The sequence below is a fragment of the Ensifer sp. ENS06 genome (assembly GCF_014852205.1).
GTDB lineage: Bacteria > Pseudomonadota > Alphaproteobacteria > Rhizobiales > Rhizobiaceae > Ensifer > Ensifer adhaerens.
The window spans coordinates 312314-332430 of sequence record NZ_JACVBC010000002.1 but is presented as its reverse complement, the minus strand read 5'-3'; the positions used below and the strand labels follow the sequence as shown (position 1 = coordinate 332430).

Annotated in this window: 16 protein-coding genes, 1 pseudogene and 1 riboswitch; of the genes and pseudogenes, 9 read left to right on the top strand and 8 right to left on the bottom strand. The window is 63.4% G+C overall.

Annotated features, from left to right (window positions below; all coding sequences use genetic code 11):
* Positions 1–7: 7 nt before the first annotated feature.
* The 4 genes and pseudogenes from IB279_RS10675 (at position 8) to IB279_RS10660 (ending at position 4105) form a co-directional block, all read left to right on the top strand.
* Positions 8–559 (top strand): hypothetical protein, encoded by a 552-nt coding sequence (locus IB279_RS10675; RefSeq protein ID WP_146749512.1) that lies wholly within the window; start codon positions 8–10, stop codon positions 557–559.
* A gap of 90 nt (positions 560–649) precedes the next feature.
* Positions 650–1399 carry a phosphodiester glycosidase family protein gene (locus IB279_RS10670; protein ID WP_112770938.1) on the top strand — a complete coding sequence of 250 codons (750 nt, stop codon included), beginning with the start codon at positions 650–652 and terminating at the stop codon, positions 1397–1399.
* A 191-nt stretch (positions 1400–1590) separates the two neighbouring features.
* Positions 1591–2060 (top strand): annotated as a pseudogene (locus IB279_RS10665) (RNA polymerase sigma factor).
* A gap of 2 nt (positions 2061–2062) precedes the next feature.
* Complete coding sequence (locus tag IB279_RS10660; protein WP_210338623.1) at positions 2063–4105, top strand: VWA domain-containing protein; 2043 nt, start codon at positions 2063–2065, stop codon at positions 4103–4105.
* 209 nt (positions 4106–4314) lie between these two features.
* On the opposite strand, the gene IB279_RS10655 is transcribed toward IB279_RS10660, so the two are convergent.
* Complete coding sequence (locus tag IB279_RS10655; RefSeq protein WP_034788228.1) at positions 4315–4662, bottom strand: hypothetical protein; 348 nt, start codon at positions 4660–4662, stop codon at positions 4315–4317.
* A gap of 205 nt (positions 4663–4867) precedes the next feature.
* Between IB279_RS10655 and IB279_RS10650 the strand changes: the two genes are divergently transcribed.
* From IB279_RS10650 to IB279_RS10640, 3 genes are all read left to right on the top strand, one after another.
* Positions 4868–5503 (top strand): transcriptional regulator, encoded by a 636-nt coding sequence (locus tag IB279_RS10650; RefSeq protein WP_034788230.1) that lies wholly within the window; start codon positions 4868–4870, stop codon positions 5501–5503.
* A gap of 104 nt (positions 5504–5607) precedes the next feature.
* Positions 5608–6738, top strand: a complete 1131-nt coding sequence (locus IB279_RS10645) for an aminotransferase class I/II-fold pyridoxal phosphate-dependent enzyme (protein ID WP_112770937.1) — start codon at positions 5608–5610, stop codon at positions 6736–6738.
* A 168-nt stretch (positions 6739–6906) separates the two neighbouring features.
* Positions 6907–8874, top strand: coding sequence for an acyltransferase family protein (locus tag IB279_RS10640; RefSeq protein ID WP_192339195.1), 1968 nt, complete (start codon positions 6907–6909; stop codon positions 8872–8874).
* Positions 8875–8963: 89 nt separating this feature from the next.
* Here IB279_RS10640 and bmt read toward each other — a convergent pair whose 3' ends face one another.
* Complete coding sequence (gene bmt / locus IB279_RS10635) at positions 8964–9980, bottom strand: betaine--homocysteine S-methyltransferase (protein ID WP_112770935.1); 1017 nt, start codon at positions 9978–9980, stop codon at positions 8964–8966.
* Between the two features lie 65 nt (positions 9981–10045).
* Positions 10046–11404 (bottom strand): O-antigen ligase, encoded by a 1359-nt coding sequence (locus IB279_RS10630; protein WP_113293967.1) that lies wholly within the window; start codon positions 11402–11404, stop codon positions 10046–10048.
* Positions 11405–11769: 365 nt separating this feature from the next.
* Between IB279_RS10630 and IB279_RS10625 the strand changes: the two genes are divergently transcribed.
* Entirely contained in the window at positions 11770–12636 is an 867-nt protein-coding gene (locus tag IB279_RS10625; RefSeq protein WP_089044198.1) for a D-alanyl-D-alanine carboxypeptidase family protein, read from the top strand.
* A gap of 282 nt (positions 12637–12918) precedes the next feature.
* Here IB279_RS10625 and IB279_RS10620 read toward each other — a convergent pair whose 3' ends face one another.
* From IB279_RS10620 to IB279_RS10605, 4 genes are all read right to left on the bottom strand, one after another.
* On the bottom strand, positions 12919–13965 hold the full coding sequence (locus IB279_RS10620) for a glycine betaine/L-proline ABC transporter ATP-binding protein (protein WP_060520608.1): 1047 nt from the start codon (positions 13963–13965) through the stop codon (positions 12919–12921).
* The gene (locus tag IB279_RS10615; protein WP_034788251.1) at positions 13958–14869 is read right to left on the bottom strand and encodes a proline/glycine betaine ABC transporter permease; all 912 of its coding nucleotides are present in this window, start codon (positions 14867–14869) and stop codon (positions 13958–13960) included. Before IB279_RS10615 ends, IB279_RS10620 begins: the two co-directional genes overlap by 8 nt.
* Positions 14870–15161: 292 nt before the next feature.
* Positions 15162–16160 carry an ABC transporter substrate-binding protein gene (locus IB279_RS10610; RefSeq protein WP_034788254.1) on the bottom strand — a complete coding sequence of 333 codons (999 nt, stop codon included), beginning with the start codon at positions 16158–16160 and terminating at the stop codon, positions 15162–15164.
* A gap of 784 nt (positions 16161–16944) precedes the next feature.
* A complete protein-coding gene (locus IB279_RS10605) occupies positions 16945–17088 on the bottom strand; it encodes a hypothetical protein (protein WP_089044242.1) in 144 nt (47 codons plus the stop codon).
* Between the two features lie 250 nt (positions 17089–17338).
* Between IB279_RS10605 and IB279_RS10600 the strand changes: the two genes are divergently transcribed.
* Positions 17339–18796 (top strand): cobyric acid synthase, encoded by a 1458-nt coding sequence (locus IB279_RS10600; protein ID WP_112771186.1) that lies wholly within the window; start codon positions 17339–17341, stop codon positions 18794–18796.
* Positions 18797–18868: 72 nt separating this feature from the next.
* Here IB279_RS10600 and IB279_RS10595 read toward each other — a convergent pair whose 3' ends face one another.
* Positions 18869–19450, bottom strand: coding sequence for a cation transporter (locus IB279_RS10595; RefSeq protein WP_034788257.1), 582 nt, complete (start codon positions 19448–19450; stop codon positions 18869–18871).
* Positions 19451–19652: 202 nt separating this feature from the next.
* A riboswitch (cobalamin riboswitch) is annotated at positions 19653–20111 on the top strand.
* The last annotated feature ends 6 nt before the right edge of the window (positions 20112–20117 follow it).

The following is a 20117-nucleotide window of genomic DNA, read 5'->3' as shown; positions in this document are numbered from 1 at the left end:
CCATCGTATGAGAGGTAGCCCAGTCGTATCCGTGAGCAACTATCCTCCGCACCTGTCGCGCGAGGACGTGCAAGCGCAGATATCTCGGCTTGACAGTATTCACGCGGCCAACAGCCAGGTTTTGGGGGACGCTTTCAAGCGCCTGCTGGCGATCGGCGCTGGCCATGCGGCCGTCATCACCGCCTGCATTGCCGGCTTCGATGCGCTGGTGGACCGCTCGGTTCTCACCGGTGATCTTCTGCCCGATGCCATCGACATCCTCAGGAAATTTGCGCTCACCGTCAGCGCGCTCGGCCTGTTCCTCACGTTCTGGGCGATCGGCAACAATTACGGCGAGGTCCAGAAAGAAGCCAGGCGCCATGCGGTGAAGGTGGCAACGACGATCAGAGAGAAGCGGCTGCTTTTGTCGCTGTCGCAGGATGTGCTGAACCGCGATCCCAAATCCTATCTGCTTGCAGGCGTCGGCGGCTTTGCCTGCCTTTGCGCGATCTTCGGCCTTGCAAGTCTCGCCGGCATCGCCGGTCTCGTCACCACCATGGCGGCGATCGTCGGCGGCTAGTCGCCAAGCGTATGATTTCGCCTGTGCCCGCGCCAGAATAAGCCGCAATCTCAGGCATGCTTGGCGGCTGATTCGATTGGACCTTTCGCCATGCCGCTTTTTCCAAAACCCTTTCTCGTCGGTGCCGTTCTTTCGGCCGGTCTTGCCGGGCCTGCGCTCGGCGCCTGCCGCGATGTCAGCCATCTTGGCCAGGACTATGTCGCCTGCAGCTTCGATCCGGCGACAACCGATATCCGCCTCTACAACAAGGACCAGGCGGGCGTGCCCTTCCGCTCCTTCCGGGCGCTGTCGCTCGAACTGCGCCATCGCGAAGAATACATGAGCTTCGCCATGAACGGCGGCATGTATCACGACGATCTGTCGCCGGTCGGCCTGCATATCGAGGAGGGGCGCGAGCAGGCGCCGCTGAACACCAATTCCGGCTGGGGCAATTTCCACCTTTTGCCGAACGGGGTGTTTTATGTCGACGACGGCAAAGCGGGGGTAATGGCGGCGGAGGCCTATCGCGACGCCAGGCTCACGCCGCGATTTGCGACGCAATCCGGACCGATGCTGGTCATCGACGGCACGCTGCATCCTCGCTTCCTGCCCGACAGCACCAGTTACAAGACCCGCAACGGCGTCGGCGTGACGGCCGAGGGCGAGGTGGTTTTCGTCGTCTCGAAGCGCCCGGTGCGGTTCCACGATTTCGCGACGCTGTTTCGCGATACATTGGATTGCCCCAATGCGCTCTTCCTCGACGGCACGATTTCGAGCGTCTATGCGCCTGATATCAACCGCCATGACCGGCTGTTTCCGATGGGGCCGATCATCGCCGTCGTCGGAAAATTTCCACGCTGACTTTCCTTGGGCGCGGGATTCGGGCGGAAAACCGCACACTTTTCCTCCTCCCCCGAAAAAAAATGTGCCGCCCACCCAAGGAACGGGCAGCCTGCAACGTCTAAGGTTCAAATGAGGTGAGGGCGGGCACGGATTTGGACGCTGAACTCGTCGAAAAGGCGGTGGATGGAGACCGACAGGCTTTCGGCCAGCTGGTCGAGCGACACTATGATTTTGTCCATGCGGTCGCCTGGCGATGGTCCGGAAACATCTCTGACGCAGAGGACATCGCCCAGGATGTCTGCCTGCGCTGGGTGCCGCCATTCGCGGCTTTCGCGGCACCAGCCGGTTTCGCACCTGGCTCTATACGCTGACGTTGAACGCCGCGCGCGACCATAGGCGGCGGCAGGTGCGCGATCACAGCCGCATGCAGGCCTATGCCAGCGAGCAGGCGACGGCAGCGCCCCCTCAGGATCCCGACGAAGAGCAGCGCGAGGCGCTCTGGGCCGCGGTCCGGGAACTGCCGGAAAAGCAGTGCGATGCGGTGCTGCTCGTTTATGCCGAAGGCTTGAGCCATGCGGCGGCCGCCGACGTGCTTGGCTGTTCGGAGGCAACCATATCCTGGCATGTGCATGAAGCGCGCAAGCGCCTGAAGACATTGCTCGGCAAGGAGGCAGTGTGACCATGAGCGACGATTTCGAAAAGCTTGGCCGGATGAACCCGCCGAAGGCTTCTGCGGAAGCGCGCGCCCGTGCGCTCGCCTTGGCCATGCAGGCCTTCGACGAGCAGCAAGAAAATTCGAATGCCACCCAAGGATCGGTTCGGCCGGTTCGTCAAAGCTCCATCTTCAACCGGATATGGAGCCCCATCATGAACCGGAAACTGCTCGCCGGATCGGCACTGGCAACTCTTCTCGTCGTGCCCGCCGCCGCTTTCCTGACGTTTGAACTCACGCGCGACGGTGCGCTCTTCGGCGAGCCTGCGCAGGAGATCGCGCTGAAGGGTGAACTCACCAAGGAAGAGGCGCGGCAAAAGCCGGAGCCCCAGGTCGCCGCCAGGAAGGCGGCCGCCGACGAACGCGCGCGCCAGCAGGAAGCGAAAACCGTGGAGGCGCCCGCGACCGTCGAGGCCGAGAGCGAGGTTGCGGCCCCTGCCGCGCAGGCCGATGCGATGGCCAACAGTGTTGCGCGCGACAGCGTCGCTCCGCTCTCGGCCGTCGGCGGTGCGCAGCCGCAGATGACATACCTGCCGGCGCCCACGATTCAGGATGAGATGCAGCCGGCACCCGTGGAAAACCGCGAGCGCTTCGGCAAGGCCGACAGCAATCCGGTGAAGAGCGTTGCGACCGATCCGGTCTCGACCTTCTCGGTCGACGTCGACACGGCATCCTATGCTTTCGTGCGCCGTTCGTTGATGGAAGGGCAGATGCCCGAGCGCGACGCCGTGCGGGTCGAGGAGATGGTCAACTACTTTCCCTATGACTGGCCGAGGCCGGCAAGCGCTGCCGAACCCTTCAAGGCGACGGTGACGCTGACGCCGACGCCGTGGAATGGTGGCACGCGGCTGATGCATGTGGCGATCAAGGGTTATGACGTCGTGCCGGCGGAAGCGCCGAAGGCGAACCTCGTCTTCCTGATCGACGTATCGGGCTCGATGGACGAGCCCGACAAGCTGCCGCTCTTGAAAGGCGCTTTCCGGCTGCTGGTCGAGAAGCTGAAGCCCGAGGATACGGTCTCGATCGTCACCTATGCCGGCAACGCCGGAACAGTACTGGAGCCGACATCGGTCAAGGACAAGGCGAAGATCCTCCAGGCGATTGACACCTTGCAGCCCGGCGGCTCGACCGCCGGTGCGGAAGGGATCGACGCGGCCTACGGGCTTGCCGAGAAGGCCTTCGTCAAGGGCGGGGTCAACCGCATCATGCTGGCGACGGATGGTGACTTCAATGTCGGCCCGTCGAGCGACGAGGACCTGAAGCGGCTGATCGAGGAGAAGCGCAAGAGCGGCATCTTCCTCTCCGTGCTCGGCTTCGGCCGCGGCAATTATAACGACGCGCTGATGCAGACGATCGCCCAGAACGGCAACGGCACGGCCGCCTATATCGATACTCTGGCCGAGGCGCAGAAGACGCTGGTGGAGGAGGCGGGGTCCTCGCTCTTCCCGATCGCCAAGGACGTCAAGCTGCAGGTGGAGTTCAATCCGGCCGCGATCGCCGAATACCGGCTGATCGGCTACGAGACACGCGTCTTGAAGCGCGAGGACTTCAACAACGACAAGGTGGACGCCGGCGACATCGGTTCCGGTCACAGCGTGACGGCGATCTACGAGGTGACGCCGAAGGGCAGCCCGGCGGTGCTCAACGACGACCTGCGCTATGCAGAGGCGGAAAAGCCGGCGGCAGAGGTGAGCGCAAGCAGCGGCGAACTCGCCTTCCTGAAGATCCGCTACAAGAAGCCGGATGGAGACAAGAGCGAGCTGATCACCACGCCGGTAACCGAGGCCAATGCGGTGCCGTCGCTCGCCGAGGCGTCCAATGACGTGCGCTTCTCTGTGGCAGTGGCGGCCTTCGGGCAGAAGCTTGCAGGCGTGACGGCGCTCGCTGACTATTCCTATGACGCAGTCATCGATCTCGCCGCAGCCGCCAAGGGCGCCGATCCGTTCGGCTATCGCAGCGAATTCGTCAATCTGGTGCGGCTCTCCAAGGGGCTCGGCGGTTCCGGCAAGTGATGTCGGGTGGGGCAGCCCTCAACCGCGTGGTCAGGGTTTGCCCCTCATCCGCCTGCCGGCAGCCCATCGTGAAGGCTGAGATTGTCGCTGACGTTGAGGCTTGGCACCGGAGGGTGCGCCTAGCGGCTCTCTCCCCGCCTGCGGGGAGAGATGTCCGGCAGGACTGTGAGGGGGCACCCGTCACGCGCGAGCGTCGATCCCCTGTCGCCTCAAGCCTTCGGAAAGGCGCGTTCCAGCCCACCGGCCTTCGACAGGCCCGCCTTGAACGCCTGGTAGGCCGCATGCTGGCTGGAGCGGCCGGCTTCCATCAGGCGCATCTGCAGCCGCGCCGGTGCATGGCTGCCGAGCCACTGGCCGAGCTTTTCGAGTTTCAGCGAATTCAGGAACTTCGCCTCCGAGGCGATGTCGAGGTGGCGGTAGAGGCCGTCCATCAGGCGCTCGTCCTGCTCGGGGTTTTCCATCAGCAGGCGCAGGAAGGACTGGTCGGCTTCGCTGAAACTCCCGAATTTTTCGGCGACGGTGTCCCGGTCGGGAAAGGAGGCTGGGCCGGCGTTCATGTCACTGTCTCCCGTCTGCGGCCGCGCGGTGCGTTCTGCGGGACGCAAGGGCGCGGTGTGGCACGTTGAACCGCTGCAAGCAGCGAATCTCTCTTTCATCGGGGATAGGCCAGCGGTCACGGGTGCGCAAGCGGTGGCGAATATGCAGATATTGAACATATAGTCCAATATTGACAATTAATCCAAGTATGGGCATATGCGAGCCATGACCATAGCACCCGCCTTCACCTCGATCCTTGCAACGCACGCGCCGACGGCGGCTGCGATCAGCGCGCTTCTTTATCCGCATGGGGAGGTTGTGCTGCATGATCTCCGAACCGGTACGATCGCGGGGATCTGGAACTGTTTCTCCGGTCGCGCGGTCGGCGAAGATTCGCTGATCGAAGAGGAATTTTCAGCCCTCGGCAGCACTGAAGCGGTGCTCGGGCCCTATGAGAAGACCGGTGCGGATGGCCGGCGCTTCAAGTCGATCTCAGCCGTTCTGCGCGACGGGACGGGCGACGCGGTCGGCCTGCTTTGCATCAATCTCGACATGTCGATGATCGATCAGGCGGTGAAGCTGCTCTCGGCTTTCGCCGGCGCCGAGCAGCCGAAGCCGCAGGCGCTGTTTTCGCGCGACTGGCGCGAGGAGATCAACGCGACCCTGCATGGCTGGCTGAAGGAGCGGGGGCTGGCGCTCTCGGCGCTCAAGCGCGGCGATCGCGTGGCGCTGGTGGCAGCGCTCGACGAACGCGGCCTCTTCCAGACGCGCAACGCGGTCGATCACCTTGCCAGCCTCATCGGCGCCTCGCGCGCGTCGATCTACAACTATCTCGCTGCGGCCCGCGGCGAGGCGCCCTGATTGCTGCGCGCAATATTTCGGACAGAGACCGCTTCGCGGCTCTTCGGACTTGCCTGACCCATAACCGTTCGCGTGCGCCTCAGCCGCGAGAGGAGGAAATATCCATGACGACCTTGCCCGATTTCCGGCTCGAAACCCATTTCTCTCGCTGGGAGTTCAGCGCCCGCCACCATATGACCGCGAGCGACAGCCAGACGACCAGCATGAGCGATCTTCTGGCGCTTGCCGACGCGGAGGACCGCGCCGCCTGGGACAACATCACGCTCGGCTATACCGAGACCTATGGCGCACCGGCGCTGAGGGCAGCGATCGCTGCGACCTATGAAGGGCTGACGGCTGCCGATATCCTCTGCTTTGCCGGCGCGGAGGAGGGGCTTTATTGCGCCATGCTGGCGCTGCTCGGGCCGGACGACCACGCGATCGTGACGGTGCCGAACTACCAGTCGATGGAGACCCTTCCGGTGACGATCGCCGGCGCGGTGACCGGCGTGCCGCTTCGCCCAGAGAACAATTGGCGGCTCGATATCGCCGACGTGCGCGCGGCGTTGAAACCCAACACGAAGCTGATCTGTGTGAATTTCCCCAACAATCCGACCGGTGCCATTGCCGACCAGGAAACCTTCGCGGCGCTCGCCAAGCTCTGCGCGGAGCGCGGCATTCATCTCTTCAGCGACGAGGTCTATCGCGGGCTGGAGCGTGACGCCTCGCTGCGCCTGCCGCAGGCGGCCGAACTTTTTGACCGTGGAATCTCGCTGAATGTCATGTCCAAGGCCTATGGCCTGCCGGGCCTGAGAATCGGCTGGATCGCCTGCCGCGACCATGCGCTTCTCGAACGCATGGAGAAGATGAAGCACTATCTGTCGATCTGCAATTCGCGGCCGTCGGAAGTGCTGGCGACAATCGCGCTCAAGGGGCGTGCCGTTATCCTCGATCGCAACCGGGCGCTCGTTGCCGCCAATCTCGAGAGGCTCGGCGCCTTCTTTGCGGAATTCCCGGATCTCTATGAGTGGCGGGCACCTGACGGGGGCTGCGTCGGCTTTGCCCGCTATCTCGGCGCCGATGGCGTCGAGAGCCATTGCCGGGGGCTGGTGGAGGAGGCTGGCGTGCTGCTCTTGCCGTCGAGCCTCTTCGTATCCGATCTGCTGCCGGTCGCCGCCGATCGCTTCCGCGTCGGTTTCGGCCGCAAGGATATCGAGGTCGGGCTCGATGCCTGGCGCCGGCATATTCGGCGATAGCCCCAGTGTCGCCATCTTCGGCCTGCTAGTTACCCGCAGGTCCCGCTCCCGGGCGTATGCCCCGGGAGCCTTGGAACGCGCGCATGTGGATACGGACCGCGCGACAATGGTTCCATTGTCAAGATTGTGTTAACGAGCGGCCCCCGCCACCGAGTGTTTCCTCTGCTGATGCAATACAGACCCGAAATCGATGGACTGCGCGCGCTTGCCGTCGTCCCGGTCCTCCTGTTCCATGCCGGTTTCGGCCTTGTCTCTGGCGGCTTTGCCGGCGTCGATGTCTTCTTCGTCATCAGCGGCTATCTCATCACCGCGATCATCCACCGCGAGATCAGCGACGGGAACTTCAGCATCGCCCGTTTCTACGAGCGGCGTGCCCGTCGCCTTGCACCGGCGCTGCTCCTGGTCTGCGCCGTCTGCATTCCCTTCGCGCTGATGTGGATGCTGCCGGAGGAACTCAACAGCTTCGGCAAGAGCCTCTATGCGGTGAACCTGTTCGCTTCGAATTTCTTCTTCTGGGACCAGACCGGCTATTTCGCGCCGAGCACGGCGCTGCTGCCGCTGCTGCACACCTGGTCGCTGGCGGTCGAAGAACAGTTCTATCTGGTCTTCCCGCTGCTGCTTTTGCTGCTTCACCGCTTCTCGCGGGCAACGCTGTTGAAGGTGGTGGCGGCGCTCGTGCTCCTGAGTTTTGCGGCGACCCAGGTCTTTGCGAACCTGGACCCGGCCGCGAATTTCTACCTGCTGCCAAGCCGGTTCTGGGAACTCGGCGTCGGTGCGCTGCTTGCGCTCGTCGGCGTCGAAAAGCTCGATCTTTCGAAAGGCAGCCGCGAGATTCTCTCGGCCCTCGGCCTGCTGGCGATCGTCGCGAGCTATGTCTTCGTGGTGGAATCGGCCTTCTATCCCGGCTGGACGACCGTGCCGGTGGTGCTGGGCACGGCGCTGGTTCTCGCCTTCGGCCGCAGCGATACCGTCGTCGGCCGGCTACTGTCGCTGAAGCCGCTGGTCGCGATCGGGCTCATCAGCTACAGCCTCTATCTCTGGCATCAGCCGGTCTTTGCCTTCGCGCGCTTGCGGTCGATCGAGGGCATTCCGGCCGAAGGCTACGCGCTCCTGATCGCGCTCTGCTTCGTACTTGCCTATCTCAGCTGGCGTCTCGTCGAGCAGCCCTTCCGCAAGCCGGGCCGCTTCAGCCGTCGCGCGATTTTCGGTGCGACGTTTGCGGCCGGATCGGCGGCGATCGCCTTCGGCTTCACGCTCGACGGTTCCGACGGTCTCGCCGCCCGGAACCGCGAACTTGCGCAGCTTTCGGAGCCGAGCGTCGGCCTCGGCAAGAAATGCGATGCCGTCGCCGACCTGCGCTGCGCCTCTAACCCGAAACCCGAGGTCGCCGTCTGGGGCGATTCCTTCGCCCGGCACCTCGTCGACGGCATTATCGCGTCGAAGCCGGACGTGCGGCTGGTGCAGCTTGCCAAGAATAATTGCGGGCCGTTTTTGAACCTGTCGCCGATCATGCCGCGGCTCGGTCGCGACTGGTCCGACGATTGCGCCCGCTACAACGAAGAGGTCCGCCGTTTCCTGCTTGCCAACCGGTCGATCCGCTACGTCGTTCTGTCCTCGCAGCTCAGCCAGTACCTGAAGGAGGAGAAGGTGCTGGTCGATGGCCGCAGCGAGGTGACGACCGAGACGAAGCTTCTCATCGACGGCCTGCGGGCAACCTTTGCCTGGCTGCGCTCGAACGGCTTCGAACCCGTCTTCGTCGCGCCGACGCCGCATGACGGCCGCGATACCGGGCTCTGCGTTGCGAGAGCCCGCCTGCTCGGCCTGTCGGACCGGCATTGCGAGCCGGTGCTAAAGACCGTTCGCGAATATGACCGCGATGTCCTGAACGTGGTTGCGGATATCGCCGACGAGTATCCCGTCGTCAGCTTCATGGACTATCTCTGCGACGACGACAGCTGCAAGATCGAGGACAAGGGCGTCGCGCTCTTCGAGGACTTCGGGCACTTCTCCAAGGAAGGGTCCCGCCAGATGGGACGCGCCTTCGATTTCTACCGAGCTTTCATCGAGGCGGCGAAGGGCAGGCCCGTGGCTGAGCGGGCAACGGACGCCAAGGCCTTCGACAACGCCGCGCTTTAAGACAGCCGCCACATCGACGCATAAACAAAACGCCCCGGATCTTTTCGATGCCGGGGCGTTTGCTTGTCGATTTGCCTTGCCTGGCTTGATCAGGCGCGGCGGCTGCGGCGCTCGCGGGCAGGCGCGGCCGCCGTTTCGTTGGCGGTCTTGTTGCGCAGCGGGCCGATCTTTTCGATGATCAGGTCGAGCGTCGGGCGTTCGCGGCGCACATGTTCGTCGAGTGCGACGCGCATGGCGGCGAGGTGGCCGCAGGTGGTGCCGCAGCAGCCGCCGATGATCTTGGCGCCGGCATCGGCCGCAAGGCGCACATATTCGGCCATCAGCGGCGGCGTGCCGGAATAGTGGATCTCGGAGCCGCGGAATTCCGGAATGCCGCAATTGCCCTTGACGATCACGGTCGCCTCGGGTGCTGCCTCCGTCATGTCGAGCAGGGAGGAGAGAATGTCGGAAGCACCGACGCCGCAATTGGCGCCAACGGCGACCGGGCCGTCACCGAACTCGGTGGCAACGCCATGGATATCTTTCGGGTGCAGCCCCATCATCGTCTTGCCGGCGGTATCGAACGAGCCGGTATAGACGTAGGGAAGGCCGACCTTGGCGGCCGCTTCGGCGGCCGCACGGATCTCGTCCGGCGAGGACATGGTCTCGATCCAGGCGACTTCGGCGCCGCCAGCCTTCAGGCCCTCGATCTGCTCGACGAAAGCGGTAACCGCATCTTCATAGGAAAGTGCGCCAAGCGGGATCAGCAGTTCGCCGGTCGGGCCGACGGAGCCGGCGGTGATGACCTTGCGCGATGCCTTGTCGGCAACCGCACGGGCGATCTCGGCGGCGCGCTTGTTCAGCGCATGCACGCGGTCGTCGGCCTGGTGCAGTTTCAGCCGGTGACGGGTGCCGCCGAAGGTGTTGGTGAGGATGATGTCGGCGCCGGCATCGACGAAATCCTGGTGCAGCTTGGTGATGTTCTCCGGCTTCGTTTCGTTCCAGAGTTCCGGCGCTTCGCCTGCTTCGAGGCCCATGGCGAAGAGGGATGTGCCGGTGGCGCCGTCGGCGAGAAGAACGCCTTTTTCGGCGATGAGAGCGGAGAGGGCATTGGAGGCTGCGGTCATCGGTTTTTCCCGGCTAGAATAGATTGCAACAAGATATAAAGATATCTTTATGTCTTGGCAAGCGTTCAGCGACGGGAGGCTTCCGGTTCGGCGCGCATGCTCATGCGGCCGGCGAGCCCAAGGCCGAAGACGGCAAGTGCCGTCAGCAGCCACATCGGATCGGCGCGATTGAGGAAGAAGCTTTCGAGCATGGCGTTGTAGGTCATGAAGATCACCACCATGACGCAGAAATCGGCGAAGATGCGGCCCTGCGGTCGGCGATAGGCCCGTGCGTAGTCGAAGAGCGGTTTGACGAAAAGCAGGGTGGTCATGAGGATGCCGCCGGGCAGGCCGAACATCAGCACCGCGTCGAGATAGCTGTTGTGGCCGGTGACGATGCCGCGCACGTCCCAGCTCGCCTCGAAATTCGCCTCCATGCCCATGATCACGGGCGACAGCCAGAAACTCGCATAGCCCTGGCCGAGCCAGGGGCGCTCGGCGATGCTGGCGCTCGCGAATTTCCAGATGTCGTCGCGGCCGGTGAAGGTCGCATCGTCGATCAGCCCCTTGGTGATCGAAAGCAGCGTGTCGGAATAGATGGTACCGAGCGTCAGGCCGAAGACCAGCACTGACATGGCGAGATGGGCAAGGATCATCAGCCCGGGGCTGCGCACCGCACGGCCGGCAAAGACGAGGCCGATCGCGATCGGCAGGAATCCGATCGTCGTCTTCGATCCGGTGTGCAGCACGAAATTGGCCGCCAGCAGCGTGATCGCCCAGCCGCGAAGCGGCGCGCCGGCACGCAGGCAATAAATGCCGAACATGCAGAGGATGGAAAAGACCGGCGCCGAGACGTTCTTGTGCAGGAGGTGGCCGCGCCAGAAACCGGCATGCCAGGGCTCGTCGCCGAAGGCCGAATGGATGGCGCGGTCGGGTGCCACGAAGAGAGCGGCGTAGTCGATCAGGATCAGAAGCAGGATCGCATTGGCGCCGGCGTTGACGAAATCGCGCTCGCTCTTCGGCAGCACCAGCACGCCCGCCACCATGATCATGGCGACGAGGCTCAGCGTCAGGCCGCGGGCGGAGGCGGCCGGGTCGTAGGACTGCAGGCAGGAGAGGTAGGCGATGGCGAAGATCGCGATCCAGGCCGGAGAGACGAGACGGGCGAGCACCCGCCGGTCGACGGTGAGCAGCATGGCGAAGAGATAGACCGCGCCGAGCACCAGGTAGCCGACCTGGTTGATGATGTTGCCTTCGTTCGCCGCGTTCGGATCCGTCGTCACCGCGCCCTGAAACGGGATCAACGTGAAGACGATGAGGAGCAGACCAAGGCCCGAAAGCAGCGCGGCAAGGCCGTTGACGAGTTCCGCCAGCCCGGCATCGAACGCCTCCGGCACGCGCTGGCGCGCGGTGGAGGTGTCTGCCGTGGCTGTGTTCGGGTGCATGGCGGCTTAAAAAACGAATGACTGGGACGCGGTTCGGCATCGGTGATCATGACCCCGGGCCGTCCTGCCGTTCGGACAGGGCCGGCCTTGGGAGATCCGCACCTTGGCGCAATCAGGTTAAACCTCGGTGAAACGGTGGACGGGCCGCCCAGGCGGGATTGGCAGGCGCGGCATTACCGGTCCCGATATTTGCGCGCCGATTGCCGCAGGTGCTTGCCGCCCGGTCGCCATGCCCTTAAAAGGCTAGGGTATATTGGCCGTGTGGAAAACGCGGCCCTTGCCGTATTTCGCGGTCCGTCTTCCATAATTCGATCTCGATTTTCGTCCCGAGGTCGTTCGATAGCGTCGAAACGAGAAAACACGATATGCAGTCCCTTATCCGTATGGTCGCGTCCGCGGCGGTCTCCGTCAGCCTGCTGCTTGGCAGCGCGTCCTTTGCCGCAGCCGGGCAGGCCCATTTTGTCGTCAACGCCGACACCGGCTCGATCCTGGAGGCCGACAATGCCGACGAGCTGAACTTCCCGGCGTCGCTGACGAAGATGATGACGATCTATCTCGCCTTCGAAGCGCTGCGCAGCGGCACCCTGCAATGGGACCAGAAGCTGACGGTTTCCGAGCACGCCAACAGCCTGGAGCCGTTCAAGCTTGCCGTCGGCGCCGGACGCCAGATCACCGTGCGCGAAGCGGTCATGGGCATGGTCGTGCTTTCGGCCAATGACGCAGCCGTCGTTATCGGTGAGACGCTCGCCGGCAACGAGACCGCCTTCGGCCAGATGATGACCCGCAAGGCCAAGACGCTCGGCATGACCAGCACCGTCTTCAAGAACGCCAACGGCCTGCCGGACCCGGCCCAGGTAACCACGGCGCGCGACATGGCGACGCTCGGCCTCGCGCTGATGCGCGACTTTCCGCAGGAATTCCAGCTCTTCGCCAACAAGACGATCGAGTTTCGTGGCATGAAGCTGCGCGGTCACAACGGCGTGATGAAGCGCTACGAAGGCGTCGACGGCATCAAGACCGGCTACACCGACGCCTCCGGCTACAATCTCGTGACCTCGGCCAAGCGCGGCGACACCCGCCTCGTCGCCGTCGTCATGGGTGGCAAGACGGCGCAGTCGCGCGACGACGACATGATCGCACTGCTCGACAAGTTCCTGCCGCCGAAGGAAGACGCAAGCGCTGCCAGCGTCACTGAACCGGCTGCTGCAGCGGCGACGACCACCACGAACTGATCTCTCAGACCACTGAGATTTGCCCTTCACCCTAACCCTCTCCCCGCACGCGGGGCGAGGGGACGAGGGCTGACGTTCGCCGTCCGTTGCATGGCCGCCGCCAGAGACGGCCATGATGAGGTCGGGAAAACGATAGGATGTCGTCGGGCACTGACCGCCGGGCAGCCTGTCAGAGATTGGGAGCGCTGCATCGCCGCAAATCCCTTCTCCCCGCGGGCGGGGAGAAGGTGCCGGCAGGCGGATGAGGGGCCGCGTCGGTCGCTGCCCCAATCATCGCTTGTCTCAAGCCGCAGCGCGATCCTCGTGGCTGACCGGCGTGACCATCGCGGCGATGACCGTCGAAAGGTCGAGGGCGCCGATCGGGCGGCCGTTTTCATCGACCACGTGGGCGGTTCCCACACGGGCAGCGGTCATCGTGCGCGCCGCCGATTCCAGTACCGTGCCGGTTGCAAGCGGCACGCCTTCGGCATTGCCGGAGATCGGCCGCATGATGGTCTCGACATTGATCACCCGGCCGCGGTTCACTTCCTTGACGAAGGCGGTGATGTAGTCGTCGGCCGGCGACAGCACGATTTCCTGGCCGGTGCCCTGCTGCACCACGCGGCCATCGCGCAGGATCGCGATCTTGTCGCCGAGGCGCAGCGCCTCGTCGAGGTCGTGGGTGATGAAGACGACGGTCTTCTTCAGTTCCTTCTGCAGGTCGAGAAGCACCGTCTGCATGTCGACGCGGATCAGCGGGTCGAGCGCCGAATAGGCTTCGTCCATCAAGAGAATGTCGGCATCGTTGGTCAGCGCGCGGGCGAGACCGACGCGCTGCTGCATGCCGCCCGACAGCTGGTTCGGGTAATGGTTCTCGAAGCCCTTGAGACCGACGCGCTCGATCCAGCCGCGGGCGCGCTTCTCGCTCTCCTTGCGTTCCACACCCTGGATTTCGAGACCGTAGACCGTGTTGTCGAGCACGGTGCGGTGCGGCAGCAGCGCGAACTTCTGGAACACCATCGCCGTCTTGTGGCGGCGGAATTCGCGCAGATCGTTGTCGTTCATCTTGCAGACGTCGACGCCGTCATAGAGCACTTCGCCGGCGGTCGGGTCGATCAGCCGGTTGATGTGGCGGATCAGCGTCGACTTGCCGGAGCCCGAGAGACCCATGACCACCATGACGCTGCCGGCGGGCATGGAAATGTTGATGTCCTGCAGGCCGAGCACGTGGCCGTGCTGCTCGTTGAGCTCGGCCTTGCCCATGCCTTTCTTGACGGCATCGACGAAGTCGACGCCGCGGGGGCCGAAGATCTTGTAGAGGTTCTTCACCTCGATCGCGTGACTAGCCATGGATAACCTCCGAGTGCTTTTGCAGCCGCTTGCCGAAGGCCTGGCTGGTACGGTCGAAAATGATGGCGATACCGACAAGGGCAAAGCCGTTGAGGAAGCCGACGGTGAAGAACTGGTTGGCGATCGCCTGCAGCACGTTCTTGCCGAGGCCGCCGACGCCGATCATCGATGCGACGACGACCATCGCCAGCGACATCATGATCGTCTGGTTGATGCCGGCCATGATGGTCGGCAACGCCAGCGGCATCTGCACGTTCTTCAGCTTCTGCCAGGTCGAGGAGCCGAAGGCGTCGGCCGCTTCCAGCACTTCCTTGTCGACGAGGCGGATGCCGAGATTGGTGAGCCTGATCATCGGCGGCACCGCGTAGATGACGACGGCGATCAGCCCCGGCACCTTGCCGATGCCGAAGATCATGACGACCGGGATCAGATAGACGAAGCTCGGCATCGTCTGCATGACGTCGAGGATCGGATTGACGAAGGACTGCACCCGGTCCGAGCGCGCCATCAGGATACCGATCGGAATGCCGATGAGGATGGAGATCAGCGTGCAGACGGTGACCATGGCGAGCGTGACCATGGTGTCATTCCAAAGCCCGACAAGGCCGATGGCGATCATCGACAGCGCGGTGCCGATGGTGACGTTGATGTTGCGGCTGCCGAAATAGACGATCGCGGTCATCGCCGCCAGGATCACAATCCAGGGGGAGCCGACGAACAGGCTTTCGAGGTAGTTCAGGAACCATTGAAGCGGCTGGACCACCGTGTCGATGGCGTTACCATAGGATCGCACGAAGCCCTTGAAGCTATCATCGACAGCCTTGCGGGCGAGCCGGATCGTGCTCTCGTCAATGGCAGGGAACTTGCAGAGCAACGCTGGCAAGACACTGCAGATGGAGGCCATTTGTTTCCCCTTCTTGGCCGGAAGTTTTTTTTAAGCCGGCCGCGTCTCGGCATCGAACGGGTCGATGACGGCGCACACTTGGGTGACCTCTTTGGGTCCCGGCACTTAAACTGTGGCAGCGAAATGTGTCGCCCGCTTACCTGATAGCGACGCGAAGGCTCCCGGTTCGCCGCCTCTGAGACGATGAACGTTCAAACGAAACCCGCAAGGACGCCCCATCGTTCCCTGTCCCGGCATTAAAACCGGAACGGGCAGGCGGCCGATTCCACGGTCCGCCTGCCGTCATATTCGATCAGAGCGCTGCCTTGACCTTTTCGGCCACTTCCGGGCTCACCCACTGTGTCCACATATCCGGGAACTCGGCGAGGAAGTGCTTGGCGCCGTCCTCGTTGGTGCCCTGGTTCTGGTCCATCCAGGCGAGAACCTTGTTGACGGTGCCATTGTCCCACTTGCGCGCCTTGACGTAGTCCATGGCGACGCTCGCCTTGTCGGCGAAGGACTTGGTCACGACGGTGTAAACGTCGGAAACCGGGTAGGAATTGACTTTCGGGCTCGGGCAATCCGGCACGGCGGTGCAGGCGTCCCAATCGGCCTTGTCGTGATCGACGCCGAAGGAGAGGCGGGTCATCTCGTATTTGCCGAGGATGGCGGTCGGTGCCCAGTAGTAGCCGAGCCAGCCGGTCTTCTTTTCGAACGCGTTGGCGATCGAGCCGTCGAGGCCGGCAGCCGAGCCGGTATCAACCAGCAGGAAGCCGTCCTTCTCCGCGTTCAGCGCGCGATAGAGATTGGCGGTCGAGACCTGGCAGTTCCAGCCAGACGGGCAATTGTGAACGGCGGCCTTCGACGAGTCTTCCGGTGCCGGGAACAGTTCCGGGTGCTTCAGCGCGTCCTGCACCGTCTTGATGTCCGGGTGCGCGTCGGCGAGGAATTTCGGGATCCACCATCCTTCGACGCCGCCTTCGCTCAGGATCTTGGCGGCTTCGATGAGACGGCCTTCCTTGATCGCAGCGTCGAGCGGCGTGCGCACGGCGTTGACCCAGAGTTCCGGCGCCATGTCGGGCTGCGCCTTTTCATTCATGGAAGCGAAGGTCGGCATGGTGTCGCCGGTGACCAGCGTCACCGTGCAGCCGTAGCCGTTCTCCAGAATGAACTTGTCCACCTGGGCGGCGACGCCGGCAGAAGCCCAGTTCATTTCGGCAATGCTGACTTCACCGCATTCCGCGGCCTGCGCGGAACCCGCCATGGCATAGAGGCCAGCGGCGAGAATGGTGGAAGCGAGGAGTTTCTTCATGTTGCAAGACCTCCCAGTCTTATTTTGCAGCCAAGATCCAAACGGGAATCCACGGCGGACGCGACATCCTCCGTCACCCGAAACAACGATGCAGCCGGGGGTTCGGCATCAAACAAGCCAAGGTTCACCCTTGCTGCGGACGGTGCGGGAGTTCGTATTCAGCCCTGGCCGCGGAACCCTGTCGCCAGCCAATCTCCTCTTATACCGCAAACCAAGCCTAAGGTTTCTCGCTGAGAAATCAACCTCTTCAATCGGTTGACCGGGAAGGACGGGGTCTCGTGCGTTCTGTCTGCGACATCGCCGAAGCGCGTATTTTGTGCGTGAGAGACCCCGAATTTAAGCAATAGCGACAATTCTTGCCGCAAAAAATGGCGCTGGGCGCCACGGACCTCAGAACCCTGTCGAGATCCTGACGTTTCCTGTCGTGATTGCGTCACGCCAAATGGCGCGCATGTCGCGAAAAATTTACAAAAAAGTCCGGAATTCATCTTTGGTTAAATCCTCACTAACCATCCGGTAACGATGTCCAGCTAATTGTTCTTCTCGCGGCGGGGGACTGCCGCCGGTCCGGATCAGGTTTGTGCGTCCCGGACTTTGAGCGAACCTTCGGTGTGTTTTTCCGAAGTGACCAGGCGTTTTTTGGCGGCCGCATCCCTCTTGAAGAGGTTGATGCGGCCTTCGCATTTCAGGGCCAATGCCGGACATAAAAAAAACCGCCCCGAAGGGGCGGTGGAGGAGGCTCTGGGAGGAGAGCTCGAAGGGGCTTCCGCCCCGATCGCTGGCGTTAGCCGACGTTCGACGTGCGGATGACGCCGAGCGGGCCGAAGGGCGCGTCGACGACGAGGTTGCGTACGCGCGACTGGCTGGACGGAACCTTCGAGTTCCAGGCGATCTGAACGAAATTGGGCTTGCTGAAAATATACAGCATGGACATGAACCTTGAGAGGCCGGAGGCCTATCCTCCGGGGCGTGTTGCTATGCCGCTGATATAGGTGTGCGCTGCAAAAAATTGAATGCCAAACTCGCCACGCCATGTCGCATTCTGGCTATCGGCCGCGACATTTTCGACAAGCCTTGCGAAAGCGCGAAACAATGCGTGAAAGGGCTTTGTCAATTGCGGCGAAATCGTGTCGAAACAGACCTTTGCCGCTGCCCGTTTCAGTGTTACCGATGGCCGCATGACACGCAGGATCATGTTGCAGGGAACCGGCTCGGATGTCGGAAAATCGGTATTGGTGGCGGGGCTCTGCCGGCTTGCCGCCAATCAGGGCCTGAAGGTCCGGCCGTTCAAGCCGCAGAACATGTCGAACAACGCCGCCGTTTCCGACGACGGCGGCGAGATCGGCCGCGCGCAATGGCTGCAGGCGCTGGCCGCGCGCGTGCCGTCGTCGGTGCACATGAACCCGGTGCTCCTGAAGCCGCAGTCGGACGTGGGCAGCCAGATCGTCGTTCAGGGCAAGGTCGCCGGGCAGGCTAGGGGGCGGGAATATCAGGCGCTCAAGCCCAAGCTGCTGGGCGCCGTCATGGAGAGTTTCGAACAAATATCGGCCGGTGCCGATCTCGTGGTGGTCGAAGGCGCCGGCTCGCCGGCCGAAATCAACCTCAGGCCCGGCGACATCGCCAATATGGGCTTTGCGACACGGGCCAACGTGCCGGTCGTGCTGGTCGGCGACATCGACCGCGGCGGGGTGATCGCCTCGCTGGTCGGCACGCATGCGATCCTGGCCGAGGAAGACCGGCGCATGGTGACCGGCTATCTCATCAACAAGTTCCGCGGCGACGTCACGCTGTTCGACGACGGCATTGCTGCCGTCAACCGCTACACCGGCTGGCCCTGCTTCGGCGTCGTGCCGTGGCTGAAGGCGGCGGCACGCCTGCCGGCGGAAGATTCCGTCGTGCTGGAGAAGCTGACGCGCGGCGAGGGGCGGGCGCTGAAGGTTGCCGTCCCGGTACTGTCGCGCATCGCCAATTTCGACGACCTCGATCCGCTCGCCGCCGAACCGGAGATTGATCTCGTCTTCGTGCGGCCTGGCAGTCCCATTCCGGCAGACGCTGGCCTCGTCGTCATTCCCGGGTCGAAATCGACCATCGGCGACCTCATCGATTTCCGTGCGCAAGGGTGGGACCGTGACCTCGAACGTCATGTGCGCCGGGGCGGCCGGGTCATCGGCATCTGCGGCGGCTACCAGATGCTCGGCCGGCGCGTCACCGATCCGCTCGGCATCGAGGGCGGCGAACGTGCGGTCGAGGGCCTCGGGCTGCTCGACGTCGAGACCGAGATGGCGCCGGAAAAGACGGTGCGCAACAGCCGCGCCTGGTCGCTGGAGCATGATGTGGCGCTCGAAGGCTACGAAATCCATCTTGGCAAGACGCAAGGTGCGGACTGTGGCCGGCCGTCGGTGCGCATCGACAATCGCGCCGACGGCGCGCTTTCGGCCGATGGCCGCGTGATGGGCACCTACCTGCATGGGCTCTTCACCAGCGACGCCTATCGCGGCGCGCTGCTCAAGAGTTTCGGCATCGAAGGCGGCGCCAACAACTACCGCCAATCGGTCGATGCGGCGCTCGACGATGTCGCGAACGAACTGGAGGCTGTGCTCGATCGTCGCTGGCTGGACGAGTTGCTCAGGCACTAGGGACGCGGCAACGGTCAGCCAGCAGGTCCGGTACGTCGGGCCCAACAGGAGCAACGAGCTTATCCGACGGAACTACGCTGCGACATCGTGCTCCTCGCTTGCGGCTTCCCAGACTTCCCGCGCGGCATCCAGGTTCATCAGGGCAATCCCCAAGCCGACAATCAGGTCCGGCCAGGCCGACTGCCACAGATAGGCTGTCGCCAGACCCGCGGCGATGATGGCCACATTGGCGAAGGCATCGTTGCGGGCGGAGAGAAATGCTGCCCGCGTGAGGCTGCCGCTCGTGTGACGGTAGGCGACGAGCAGATAGGCGCAGAAGAGGTTGACCACCAGCGCCCCAAGTCCGGTCAGGGACAGGGCAAAGGGCTCTGGCGGGACCGGATCCATGAACTTCGCCCAGGCCGTCCAAAGGAAGGCCAGCGCCGGTACCAGTAGAATGAACGCCATCGCCATGCCGACCCGCGCGCGGGTCCGCGCCGTCCAGGCCAGAGCAAAGAAAATCAGCATGTTGACGGAAGCGTCTTCGAGGAAGTCGACGCTGTCGGCCATGAGGGACACCGAGCCGATGGAAAGCGCGACAAGGAGTTCGACCCCGAAATAGCCGAGGTTCAACAGGGAGACGATGAGGACGACGCGGCGCAGGTCGGTATCCACTCGAAAGGTTCCTTTTCTGGCGAAATTCGCCCTCGGCACTTTGACACAGGTGTTAGCAGCAGTTTGCTATCCATAGCACTAGGTTTCGACATCGGTTCCGTTCACACTGCCGTCGTGCCTGACGCCCGACAAATCGTCGCGTGGCGCAACTCGGCCGGGGAGGCGTCGCATGCGTCGATTGACTTTGGGCTGCCCGCTTCCTAATCATCAGGTGTTGGATGGTTCCCCCTTGTCGTGGCGATCTGGGGGAATAATTGGGAATGTGACGGATGGACCCAAATCGGGCATCCTTATCGCAGCCGACCCCGCGACTGTAGAACGGTCAGGGTTCGCCATCGGGTTTGGTGCCGGGCTGTCGGCCGGTTGCACGGGCAATCGGGGCAGGTCGGGGATCAAGCCGGAAAAGCCACTGGCGTGGCATCGTGATCAGCCGGGTTTGGACGCCTCTTCTTCTACGAATCGTCCGCCTTTCACGATGTCCCTCACAGCGCCCATGCGTCGGAGACGACGCGCAAAGGTTCGCTGTGGCACCGGAAAGACGCCGGGAAGGTGAGGCGGGCCGCTCGGGCCCTGACATCGGAACCTTGCCCTTTAAGGGCGAGGCGATGTTCGGCCCGTGACGCCGTGAGCCAGGAGACCTGCCATCCGGCATGGGCATTCCGCCCGA

Bases quoted from the DNA above. Each gene is read 5' to 3' on its own strand.
- IB279_RS10675 (WP_146749512.1), top strand. From the start codon at position 8: ATGAGAGGTAGCCCAGTCGTATCCGTGAGCAACTATCCTCCGCACCTG.
- IB279_RS10670 (WP_112770938.1), top strand. From the start codon at position 650: ATGCCGCTTTTTCCAAAACCCTTTCTCGTCGGTGCCGTTCTTTCGGCC.
- IB279_RS10660 (WP_210338623.1), top strand. From the start codon at position 2,063: ATGAGCGACGATTTCGAAAAGCTTGGCCGGATGAACCCGCCGAAGGCT.
- IB279_RS10655 (WP_034788228.1), bottom strand. From the start codon at position 4,662: ATGAACGCCGGCCCAGCCTCCTTTCCCGACCGGGACACCGTCGCCGAA.
- IB279_RS10650 (WP_034788230.1), top strand. From the start codon at position 4,868: ATGACCATAGCACCCGCCTTCACCTCGATCCTTGCAACGCACGCGCCG.
- IB279_RS10645 (WP_112770937.1), top strand. From the start codon at position 5,608: ATGACGACCTTGCCCGATTTCCGGCTCGAAACCCATTTCTCTCGCTGG.
- IB279_RS10640 (WP_192339195.1), top strand. From the start codon at position 6,907: ATGCAATACAGACCCGAAATCGATGGACTGCGCGCGCTTGCCGTCGTC.
- bmt (WP_112770935.1), bottom strand. From the start codon at position 9,980: ATGACCGCAGCCTCCAATGCCCTCTCCGCTCTCATCGCCGAAAAAGGC.
- IB279_RS10630 (WP_113293967.1), bottom strand. From the start codon at position 11,404: ATGCACCCGAACACAGCCACGGCAGACACCTCCACCGCGCGCCAGCGC.
- IB279_RS10625 (WP_089044198.1), top strand. From the start codon at position 11,770: ATGCAGTCCCTTATCCGTATGGTCGCGTCCGCGGCGGTCTCCGTCAGC.
- IB279_RS10620 (WP_060520608.1), bottom strand. From the start codon at position 13,965: ATGGCTAGTCACGCGATCGAGGTGAAGAACCTCTACAAGATCTTCGGC.
- IB279_RS10615 (WP_034788251.1), bottom strand. From the start codon at position 14,869: ATGGCCTCCATCTGCAGTGTCTTGCCAGCGTTGCTCTGCAAGTTCCCT.
- IB279_RS10610 (WP_034788254.1), bottom strand. From the start codon at position 16,160: ATGAAGAAACTCCTCGCTTCCACCATTCTCGCCGCTGGCCTCTATGCC.
- IB279_RS10605 (WP_089044242.1), bottom strand. From the start codon at position 17,088: ATGCTGTATATTTTCAGCAAGCCCAATTTCGTTCAGATCGCCTGGAAC.
- IB279_RS10600 (WP_112771186.1), top strand. From the start codon at position 17,339: ATGACACGCAGGATCATGTTGCAGGGAACCGGCTCGGATGTCGGAAAA.